The 12,353-nt window shown below is 26.5% G+C and carries 8 protein-coding genes; 6 read left to right on the forward strand and 2 right to left on the reverse strand.

Annotation, left to right across the window (positions count from 1 at the left end):
- Positions 1-9: 9 nt before the first annotated feature.
- On the forward strand, positions 10-1,215 hold the full coding sequence (locus M9400_RS02940) for an amino acid aminotransferase (protein ID WP_250232356.1): 1,206 nt from the start codon (positions 10-12) through the stop codon (positions 1,213-1,215).
- A 127-nt stretch (positions 1,216-1,342) separates the two neighbouring features.
- On the opposite strand, the gene M9400_RS02945 is transcribed toward M9400_RS02940, so the two are convergent.
- Entirely contained in the window at positions 1,343-1,984 is a 642-nt protein-coding gene (locus tag M9400_RS02945; RefSeq protein ID WP_250232357.1) for an MBL fold metallo-hydrolase, read from the reverse strand.
- Positions 1,985-2,138: 154 nt separating this feature from the next.
- Positions 2,139-2,936: an SDR family oxidoreductase gene (locus M9400_RS02950; protein WP_250232358.1), complete on the reverse strand. Its 798-nt coding sequence runs from the start codon at positions 2,934-2,936 to the stop codon at positions 2,139-2,141.
- Between the two features lie 1,681 nt (positions 2,937-4,617).
- On the opposite strand from M9400_RS02950, the gene ribA reads away from it, so the two are divergent.
- The 5 genes from ribA to trpCF all read left to right on the forward strand — a co-directional run bounded on the left by ribA (position 4,618) and on the right by trpCF (position 12,334).
- The gene (gene ribA, locus M9400_RS02955; protein WP_250232359.1) at positions 4,618-5,208 is read left to right on the forward strand and encodes a GTP cyclohydrolase II; all 591 of its coding nucleotides are present in this window, start codon (positions 4,618-4,620) and stop codon (positions 5,206-5,208) included.
- Between the two features lie 2,583 nt (positions 5,209-7,791).
- Entirely contained in the window at positions 7,792-9,354 is a 1,563-nt protein-coding gene (locus M9400_RS02960) for an anthranilate synthase component 1 (RefSeq protein WP_250232360.1), read from the forward strand.
- 2 nt (positions 9,355-9,356) lie between these two features.
- Complete coding sequence (locus M9400_RS02965; protein ID WP_250232361.1) at positions 9,357-9,956, forward strand: glutamine amidotransferase-related protein; 600 nt, start codon at positions 9,357-9,359, stop codon at positions 9,954-9,956.
- Position 9,957: 1 nt separating this feature from the next.
- Positions 9,958-10,983, forward strand: coding sequence for an anthranilate phosphoribosyltransferase (gene trpD, locus M9400_RS02970; protein WP_250232362.1), 1,026 nt, complete (start codon positions 9,958-9,960; stop codon positions 10,981-10,983).
- Positions 10,964-12,334, forward strand: coding sequence for a bifunctional indole-3-glycerol-phosphate synthase TrpC/phosphoribosylanthranilate isomerase TrpF (trpCF, locus tag M9400_RS02975; protein WP_250232363.1), 1,371 nt, complete (start codon positions 10,964-10,966; stop codon positions 12,332-12,334). Before trpD ends, trpCF begins: the two co-directional genes overlap by 20 nt.
- Positions 12,335-12,353 lie beyond the last annotated feature (19 nt).

The raw sequence follows: 12,353 nt of genomic DNA on the forward strand, positions 1-12,353 counted from the left end.
ACATAAGTTATGTTTAAGTCTATTACAATGGCACCTGCTGATCCAATTCTTGGTTTATCAGAAATTTATAATTCTGATGAACGAAAACACAAAATAAATCTCGGTATAGGTGTATATCTTGATAAAATAAAAAATACTCCTATTTTAACTAGTGTTAAACAAGCTGAAGAATGGTTGTTAAAAAATGAAACCACTAAAAATTATCTTAGTATAGAGGGTATGCATTCTTTTAATACAGCTACTCAGTATTTATTATTTGGAGTAAATGATAATAACTCTATTATTCCAAAAGAACGCATAAGAACTGTTCAAGCACCTGGAGGAACTGGTGCATTACGTATAGCGGCTGAGTTTATAGTAAAAAATACTAAATCCAAGCGAATATGGATAAGTTATCCCAGTTGGATAAATCACAAAAATATTTTTCTGTCAGCAGGATTTGAAATATGCGCCTATCCTTATTATAATAATACAACTCACTCACTAAATTTTGACGAGTTATATTCAAGTTTAAAAAATGTTAAACCTAATGATGTAGTACTATTTCATTGTTGTTGCCATAATCCCACAGGAATTGATCCTAATATTGAACAATGGAATATTCTATCAGAATTATCAGAAAAAAATAGATGGTTGCCTTTATTCGATCTAGCTTATCAAGGATTTTCTCGTGGATTGAAAGAAGATATTGAAGGATTACATGTTTTCTGTAAAAAAAATGCAGAATTGATAGTATGCAATTCTTATTCAAAAAATTTTGGATTATATAATGAAAGAATAGGAGCGTGCAGTGTAGTAACCAATAATAAAAATGATGCAGATCGAGTATTAAGTCAGTTGCGTGTTATCATTCGTAGTAATTACTCTAATCCACCAGCGCATGGTGCATCTATTGTTTCTTTGATATTAAACAATAAAAATTTACGCTCTATATGGGAAGAAGAACTAAAAACCATGCGGGAACATATTGATTATATGCGAAAATTATTTTTTAATACTTTAAAAAATAATAATGAAAATATAGATTTCAGTTTTGTTAAAAACCAATGTGGAATGTTCTCTTTTATAGGATTAAATGAAAATCAAGTAATGAAATTACGAAATAAATTCGGCGTGTACCTAGTAGGTGCTGGCAGAATTAATTTAGCTGGATTATCGAATGATAATATAGCTTATGTATGTAGATCTATTATTAAAATTATTAATGAAACTTGATTACATAAGAATAAAAAACTTATTACTTTAACAAATGAAAACCCTATAAAGATTAAGAAACTATCTTATTTACATAATATATATTATGTACTCTTACTGTATTATATTGCAATCAAATAAAATTTTATTATACTATAAAAGTATTATTCACACGTTCATGCCCAATAGTAGATTGAGAACCATGACCTGGTAAAAAAATAATGTCATCTCCTAACGAAAATAACTTATTTTTAATAGAATTAATTAAAGCTGTAATGTTGCCCCCTGGTAAATCTGTACGACCAATATTTTCTTTAAATAATACATCTCCCATAATTATAAATTTTTGAGTTTTGTTCCAGTACACTACATGCCCTGGAGAATGGCCAGGGCAATGTAATACATTAAAAACTTCATTTCCTACTTGTACTATATCACCATCTTTTAACCAAAAATCCGGGACAACTGCAGTAGTATCATTGGGAATATCCTCCACGCCCAACATATTGCATTGAAGAATCAAACTATCTAACAATATCTGATCAGCTTTATGTGGTCCTATTATTGGAACACTGTAATATTTTTTTAGTTCAACTGCGCTACCAACATGATCAATATGGCCATGAGTTAGTAAAATTTTACCTATCTTTACATCTAACTTATCTACTTCTGCTCGTAATTTATTACTTTCTCCCCCAGGATCTACTAAAGCCGCTTCATGTGTTATTTCACACCAAATTATTGAACAATTTTGATTAAAAGAAGTAACTGGTACAATACGATATCGCATATTTATATACCCTAATTATTTATAGATCTAGCATTAAAATATTTCAATAAAAAGATGCCATAACTCAAAACTCTTTACAATAAAAATAACCCCATATATATGTAATTCTTTATAAGAATACAAATATGCAGATTTCATACAAGAAAATACACCGTTATTTATGTAAGTCATTTGTATCATCTATAGTGGAAATAATATTAAACCCGCCATCAACATAAATTATTTCCCCAGTAATTCCAGATGATAAATTAGAACACAAAAATGCAGCAACATTTCCAATTTCTTCTATAGAAATATTACGGCGTATAGGTGATTGTCTCTGACAAGATGATAACATCTTTTTAAAATTCTTAATACCAGAAGAAGCCAAAGTACGTACAGGTCCACAGGAAATTGCATTAACACGAATTCCCTCCGGGCCCATGCTATAGGCCATATAACGAGTATTAGCTTCTAATGAAGCTTTAACCAATCCCATTACATTATAATGGGGTATTGCACGTATAGACCCCAAATAAGTTAACGTAACTAAAGATGCTTTATTATTTAGCATACTTCTGCATGCTTTAGCCATGCCCACAAAACTATAAGAACCGATAGCATGAGATAATGCAAAACCCTCACGAGTAACAGTATTAACATAATCACCTTGCAACTGTTCAGTAGGAGCAAATGCTATCGCATGAACAAACCCATCAAAAGTTAACCATTTTTTTTTCAATTCAACAAATAGCTGATCTATACAAAAATCCTCAGATACATCACATGGTAATATAATATCAGAATCAAAATTTTTAGATAAATCTTGCACTCTTAATTTCAATTTATTGGTATGGTAAGTAAAAGCCAATTCAGCCCCTTCTCTATATAAAGCCTGAGCAATACCATAAGCTATCGACCGATGGCTAGCCATGCCGGTAACTAAAATCCGCTTATTACTAAGCAACGCCATACTTTCATCTCCAAACCAGTGTATTGTGATTACATTTTAAAATATTTTAAATATAACAACCATTGTAGATTTATCTAACAATTATTGTCATACTTTTATAAAATTATTTACACTCTTAATTATATAAATTGACATTTAAATATTTCTAAAAAATTAAAAAGTATTGCTATAATAGCAATATAAAATATTAAATATGTATAAATATTTATATGATCGAATATATAACTTTAAAAATCTCAAAATAAATAAACAAAATATACACAATATTAAAATATTTCTATAATAAAAAGCAAATAAACTACATAACTTAATGATAAATAACTTTGATTTACAAAAAACATGTAATGCTTTGAATATATAAAAATTTGATTACTACTACCTTTAATTATATTTGTGTCATTTACTTATGCTCAAATACCATTGACCTACAAAATATCTTCCAAACATCCTACATTTAAATCACACTATAACTAATGATTAAAGTTTAAAATACTCCATTTATATTAATCAATTTATTCATCAACATTTAACTAGTCACATTATATTTATTTTTAAACTAAATCCATATACTAACTAATATATAAAATATATTATCAATGTATGTACATATACTACTTCCTACATATACCAATTCATAATATATATTTCTGTGATCAAAATATTATACAGGTAGTCAGCAGTTGTTAATAATTTATTATAACTCTATTATCATTATCAAAAAAATTAATTTTTGAGATCAAAATATATGTAATATGCATACAACATCCTGTTTCTATTTATTTATACATCAACCTCATAATAAATTATCTAAAATAAAATATTCTTTAATATTTTATTATGTTATTGCGATTATGAAATTTATATTTCATATCTATATAATTATCTTTAATTTATTTTATAAAAAATACAAAAATTAATAATTTTATTTTTTATTCCCTATAATTTTTATACGTTTATATCTTAATAATAACATTTAAAATATAAAAATAAAATATATAAAATTACAATCGTATCATATAGTTCAACATAAATATTATCTGTTTTACTGATCACTATACTAATTTAGACAGTAAAATAAAAAATTAAAATACATATAATACTTTAGGTATTAACAACACTCATTCTCATTAAAAATATAATCAAATATAAAGATATTTGTTTGAATCTATAATTATCAACTGTAATCAAAAAGTTAAGTACCAATTATTACGTATTACTTATATATATTAAAAATTTATCCTAGATTAACAATCTATAATAGATATTCATAAGTCCTGTTTAGTACATTCTATTGTTATAGATTCTATAATTTATAAAAAGATATTCATATTTATAATTATATAATATAATTTTTTTATTATTTAATTAATACTATCTGTTACATATAGTGTTCACAACAATCGCTGAGAATAAAACATTCATACAGTTTATAGATATTTTATACAAATAAAACATATAATACTCATCATAATAAACTTTGGTAATTACACGTATAATAATACCATTATCATATATACTGAATGACTCATTATTCACTAAAAATATATTGTACTACAAATAACCATAATATAGATATCATTTAATATGATATATTTTTCCACTACGATTTAACTATTAAGAAACCATCTATTCTTTAATAAAAACAAACATTATTGATTACATCTTTAGAGAGGTAACAAATATGCGACTTAGGCGTGTGACAGAAGCAAAATTACCAACAATTTGGGGTAATTTTTTAGTAGTAGGATTTGAAGAAAAATTTACTGGGCATAACCATGTCGCATTAATATATGGAAACATCACCGGATCAGAGCCAGTATTAACACGAATACATTCCGAATGTTTAACGGGTGATGCCTTATTCAGTTCACGCTGTGATTGTGGATTCCAACTAAAAACAGCATTATATTGTATTACAGAAGAAAAACGTGGTATTTTAATCTATCATCGACAAGAAGGACGTAACATAGGATTGTTGAACAAAATTCGTGCTTATGCCTTACAAGACAGCGGAGCTGACACAGTAGAAGCAAACCAATGTCTAGGGTTTGCTCCTGATGAACGAGATTTCACTATTTGTGCAGATATTTTAAAATTATTATGTGTAAAAAAAATACGTATTCTAACAAATAATCCAAAAAAATTAGAAATTTTAAATACATCACGTATTAATATCACAGAACGAATTCCATTAATAGTCGGAAGAAATCCAGAAAATTCTAGATACTTAGATACCAAAGCCTTTAAATTAGGACATTTATTTCATAACTAATAAAAAATAAGAAATCCCAATACAATTAAATATTAATTATTATATAGTGTCTCAAAATGAACTAAATTATTCTGTAATATAATACTATTTACGATTAATTTATGTATGAAATTACGTCATCATATATGATATATTTACATCTATTCATTTACATAAATAGATAATTGATATACAATGTAATTATATATAAAATTACCAAATTAGCACTACATTAAAACACTGTTAAATATAATTCAACGGTACTAAAAATGTTAATTAATTAAAATAATATATAAATAATCCATTGCAATAAACAATTTATATTTTAAATATTTAATTTAGTTTCTTATATAAAAATTAGTTTCATTCATCCACATAAAATTGATCAAAATATTGGTTCTATAATTTCTACAATTTTTTGAATTAAATATTTTTTATTTTAAAAATTAAACATCCACATATGATATAATCACATTTTATTTTTTATAAAAAATCTATTAGATTAGATCAATTCGTATAAAGTAAGTAGATTATATTTTCCTTGTGTCGATCTACATCCCTGATTATTTTATGTCTACCATTTACATAAAATTGATTATAAAACAATAATTTTTAGTTATACATTCTATTTATGATAAATAGAATGATTTCCCATCTAAGGCATACAAAATAATTCTAATAATACTAAGCTAGTAATTAACCATATCTTAAATTAGATTAAATATATACAGTTATAGAAAATATACGGAATATTTTCCTATAGGGTCATATTATATTAATTCGATCAAAAAATTTTATAATTTACTTTTTTAATCTTACATTTCTTAAAATAAATATAATCACTATTCAAAATAAGTAATACTATAAACATAAATTCTTTAAATAATAAAATTAATAAAAAATTTTAATTAAAAATACCAATTTATATAACTAACGACCAATTTGTCTAACGAATTAAATTCGTATCATGTATATTTAACACAAACATAACTTCTATGATTAACTACTCTCACTCTCTACTAAAATAAACAAAGTATATTTCCATATATCATTAAACTTTATTTTTATATTTAAACCTTAATTATTATAGATTTATATTTTATTTAAACTATCTAATAAAATATACATTGGTTGCTACATTGCATATGTATACTTACATAACATAATTTAATCTGAAAAATATATTGAATGCTATGAAAACAATCTACAACTTTAATTAATACCTTAGAACATTTTATCAATCTAACGCAATTCCATTCCCAAATAGATGCTATTCCACATATCTAATTTAGATAACTTATTAAAATAAAACATATTTTTATATATGCTAAAACCCTATTAATCAATACATATCCAAACACTATAACAACTTCCAATAACTTATTTTACAATAATAAAACACTATTTGATATATATTTTGTTCCACGAGCTTTGTTCATATTAAGTTAATGTATTTATCATACATACCTATACATAATCTATATTTAAAACCCAATTGAACACAAAACAATCTATAATAAGTAATTATGACAATTTTTTAAAATAATTAAATAGAGGTTTTATAATTATTATTAATCATCATTTTATGTAACTAATTCAAAATACACCATATTCTCAATATATAAATCACATATTTGGTATATATTCTTAATATTTAAAAAATAACTTTTAAACGAAAATTATAATTAATATGTGTCTAAAATAATTTACCTATCAATTCTCAATAAATTTCTCATATATACAAGTAAAAACAAAACAAACAAATAAAATTTTATTTGATTTTCTATAAAACATAATTTTCATAAAACTATATTTAATTATATACTCGATTAAAACTAAGTATATAAATGACACCCATTTCATAGTTAGATTTAATCCTAAATTTTAGAGAAATGTTTAACAATCTAAAATTTTTTAGATATATATATTAAATTTAATAATAGTTAATTATGAAAATTTTTATTAAATTTCAATTAACTATTATTATGTTTTTTGTAATTAAATTAACATTATTTAATTAATATTAAATTTATAAAAAATAATATAAAAATTATAATATCTATTTATTAATACTTTATTGTAACATTTATTAATTGCTTAGTTATACCATTAACTAAAACAAAAAGTATATAATATTTAATTCAAAATTGGATAATAATCATAACTCAATTTATACAGAACGAAAAATAATAACTATTTATATATTGAAATAAAAAATCCTATAAATAAATAAAATACAACAATATGTATCATAAAAAATTCAATACAATTTCACATTTACATTTATCAAACCAATTATACTATAAACAAAACCACAACATACAATTACCCAATATAGCAATACATAAAAAATTATATTCAACAAATAATTTTTAATATCTTTGCAATTATTGTCATTTAACATTTAAAAAATGGTAATACTAAGACGATTCATTTTATTACAAAATAGATACATAATCATATCAAGATAAAACTGAATATTCTACTACTTAACCATTTAATAGTAATTAAACAGTTATTTAGAATGTTTAATATACTTGAAAATATTTCAATCAAACCGTTAATATATATAAGATCTCAATAAATAACTGGAAAAATTAAATAATGGAATTTAAAAAAACTCATATAGAATGTCTAAATATTCAAGTACGTTACCATTCTAATCCTACAGCAATTTTTAACCAATTATGTAATAACCGTAATTCGACATTATTATTAGAATCATCAGAAATTAACAAAAAACATAACATAGAAAGCATGATGATTATTGACAGTGCTTTACGTATTACTGCCTATGGTACAAATGTCACCATACAAGCTCTAACTAAAAATGGCGCAAGTTTACTCCCATTACTAGAGAAAACTTTCCCAATACAAGTAAAAATTAATAAAACTGTTGATAAAATCAAATTGATATTTCCACCAATACAAACAATGATTGATGAAGATACACGTTTGCGATCAATCTCAATATTTGACTGTTTACGATCACTATTAATGATAACACAACCATTTAAAAATGTTCCTAAAGCCATATTTTTAGGTGGTCTATTTTCTTATGATTTAATATCTTGTTTTGAATCTTTTCCTAAATTAATTAATACTTATAAATGCCCAGACTACTGTTTCTACTTAGCTGAAACATTATTAGTTTTTGATCATCAACAACATACTGCTTTATTACAAAGCACTTTTTTTACTTCAAACACTTTAGAAAAAAATAGATTAAAAACTAGAATGAACCAATTAAAAACCCAACTCAATCAAACGCCTCAAACTATTCCATCTCAAAAAGTACACAATATGACATTACGTTGTCATCCAAGTGACGAAAAATATAAACAAATTATACGTAAAATAAAACGAGCTATACGCCAAGGAGAAATTTTACAAGCTGTTCCCTCACGACGTTTTTTTCTTCCATGCCCTTCACCATTAGCAGCATATCACATATTAAAAACTCACAATCCCAGTCCCTACATGTTTTTTATGCAAGACACGATATTTACACTTTTCGGAGCTTCTCCAGAAAGTTCTTTAAAATACAATGCAGACACTCGACACATTGAAATCTATCCCATTGCCGGAACACGAGCTAGAACTCATCGTATTGACGGATCATTAGATACAGATTCAGATAATCGCATAGAATTAGAAATGCGCTTAAACCACAAAGAATTATCAGAACATTTAATGTTAGTAGATTTGGCAAGAAATGATCTGGCACGTGTCTGCAAAGCGGGCAGTCGGTATGTAGCTGATTTGTTAAAAGTAGATAGATACTCTTTTGTTATGCATTTAGTATCTAGAGTAGTAGGAGAATTGCGCCACGATCTCGACGTATTACATGCTTATCGTGCATGTATGAATATGGGTACATTAACCGGAGCGCCTAAAATTAGAGCTATGCAACTTATCTACGAAGTGGAAGGTACACGACGAAATACTTATGGTGGTGCTATTGGATATTTAACTGGTTCTGGAAGTTTAGATACATGCATTATTATCCGATCGGCTTATGTTACGAATCAAATAGCTACAGTACAAGCAGGAGCTGGCGTAGTGATAGATTCCGTACCTCAATCGGAAGCAGACGAAAGTCGTAATAAAGCTCGAGCTGTTTTACGCGCTATTGCTATAGCACATGCTTCTGAGGAGTTATTTTAATAATGAGCAACATAGTATTACTAGATAACATTGACTCATTCACGTATAACTTAGTAGATCAGTTACGTGACAATGGACATAAAGTGTTAATATATACCAATCAATTACCAATATCAATAATCATAAACACACTATCAAATATGATAAATCCAATTTTAATGTTATCACCAGGGCCTGGATCCCCCAGCAAAGCTGGATGCATGGCACAATTAATAAAACAACTAATTAGAAAAATTCCAATTATCGGAATTTGTCTGGGATATCAAGCTATCATAGAATTTTATGGGGGGCATATATCTCAATCAAAAAAAATTTTTCATGGAAAATCCTCTTTAATATACCACGATAATTTAGCTATGTTTTCTAATATACCAAACCCTTTTTTAGTAGGACGATACCACTCGCTAATAGGTAATTACATACCAAATAATTTAAAAATTAATGCCTATTACAATAAGCATGTAGCAATGGCAGTACGTAATGATTCTGATCTAATTTGTGGATTTCAATTTCATCCTGAATCTATTTTAACCACCCATGGCACACAACTCATTACACAAACTATCGCGTGGGCAATATGTTTATCTCAAGGAAAAAAATAATATGCAAGATATTCTGGAAACTTTATATCAAGGTAAAAACATCAGCCAAGAACAAAGTGAAAAACTATTTTATAACATAATAGAGAAAAAATTATCTTCTATACAAATAGCAGCTGCACTTATTAGCATGAAAACACGTGGAGAAACATTCGAAGAAACAATAGGCGCTATAAATATATTATTAGCTCATGCTAAACCTTTTCCCCGTCCAAATAGCTTGTTTGCAGATATCACAGGCACTGGGGGAGATAATTGCAATACTATTAATATTTCTACAGCAAGCGCTATTGTTGCTTCAACTTGTGGTGCAAAAATTATTAAACACGGCAATTGCAGTATATCTAGTCTAACAGGATCAATGGATTTTTTAGAAAAAAATAATTTAGATATAAAAACAGATGCGCAACAAGCACGTAAAAATTTTGATGAACTAGGTATATGTTTTTTACATGCTCCTCAATACTACGAAGTGGTGCATCGTATAATGCCTATACGCAAACAATTAAAAACTCCCACACTATTTAATATAATAGGACCATTAATTAATCCATCTAAACCTGTATTAACACTAATTGGTGTATACAAAAAAGAATTATTATCGCTTATGATTCAAGTATTGCAATTACTCAAATATGATCACGCAATAGTAGTACATTGCGGAGGAATAGATGAAGTAGGGTTACACGCCCCTACTCATATAGCAGAATTACACAATAATACAATAAACAACTATGTTTTAACAGCGGGAGATTTTGGATTAAACTCCTATCCAATAGAAACACTGTACTGTCATTCAAGAAACCAAGCTCACGAATACATGATTAATTTACTAAAAGGAAAAGGAGAGCCTGCGCATTCAGCCATAACAGCTGCCAATGTAGCATTATTATTAAAATTATTTGGATATGGCAACTTACGTGATAATACACAATTGGCTCTAGACAAAATACACCATGGTATTCCTTACGCTCGTTTGTTATCTTTATCAAAAAATAGGATACAAAAACATGCAACACACAATACTTGATGAAATTTTATCACATAAAAAAATATGGATAACTGAACAAAAAAAACGACACCCGTTACATATCTTAAAAAATAAGATACAAGTAAGCAATCGTGATTTTTATCATGCTGTGTCCAATAAAAAAAAACAAACAGTATTTATATTAGAATGTAAGAAAGCATCACCTTCTAAAGGTATTATCTGTAATGATTTCAATCCTATCCAGATAGCTCAAACCTATAAAAAATATTCCTCAGTTATTTCAGTACTAACTGACGATAAATACTTTCACGGAAATTTTAATATTTTACACCAAGTAAGTGAAATCGTAAAACAACCAATACTATGTAAAGACTTTTTCATTTCAGAATGGCAAATCTATTTTGCACGATTACATCAAGCTGATGCCATTTTATTAATGCTATCAATTTTAGATGATGCAACATATCAAAAATTAGTTAAAATAACCCATACGCTACGTATGGGAGTATTAACAGAAATAGTAAACGAAAATGAATTAAAACGTGCTAAATATTTAGGAGCTAAAGTTATCGGTATAAATAATCGTAACCTACATGATCTTTCCGTTGATCTAAATCGTACTATCACTCTCAGTAAACATATACCCAATACAATAACAATAATTAGCGAATCTGGTATTAATAATTATTGTCAAATCAGAAAACTTAGACCATATGTCAATGGATTTTTAATCGGAACAATATTAATGTCTCAACCACATATTGATATAGCAGTAAAAAAATTAATTTTAGGAGAAAATAAAATATGCGGACTAACTCGAGTTAGTGATGCTTATATTACTAACAAATTAGGGGCGATATATGGAGGATTAATTTTTATTTCTAGCTCACCTCGCTATATAAATATCATTACCGCACAACATATTGTTTCTAACGTAAAAAATTTAAGTTATGTTGGTGTATTTCATAATGCTACTATTTCTTATGTTATCAATATAGTAAATATATTAAATCTATCAGCAGTACAACTACATGGAACAGAAGATCAAAATTATATTAATATTTTACGAAAACAACTACCTATTACATGTCATATATGGAAAAGTATTAATATGAATCACAGACCTTTATTGTCATGTAATATACTAAACGTAGACCGCTATTTGGCAGATAATGGCGGAGGTAGTGGACAAACTTTTGATTGGTCACTCCTTTCTAATATGCAATTAGAAAAAATAATTTTAGCAGGAGGATTGACAATAAATAATTGTATAAAAGCAACAAAAATAGGTTGTTTAGGTTTAGATTTTAATTCCGGAGTTGAAATCAGACCAGGTATCAAGAATCATAAGAAACTTATAAAAATATTTCAAATACTAAAATCTTATTAAACAATCAATACATTTAAAA

This window comes from Blochmannia endosymbiont of Camponotus sp., from assembly GCF_023586085.1.
In the GTDB taxonomy this organism is placed as follows: Bacteria; Pseudomonadota; Gammaproteobacteria; order Enterobacterales; family Enterobacteriaceae; genus Blochmanniella.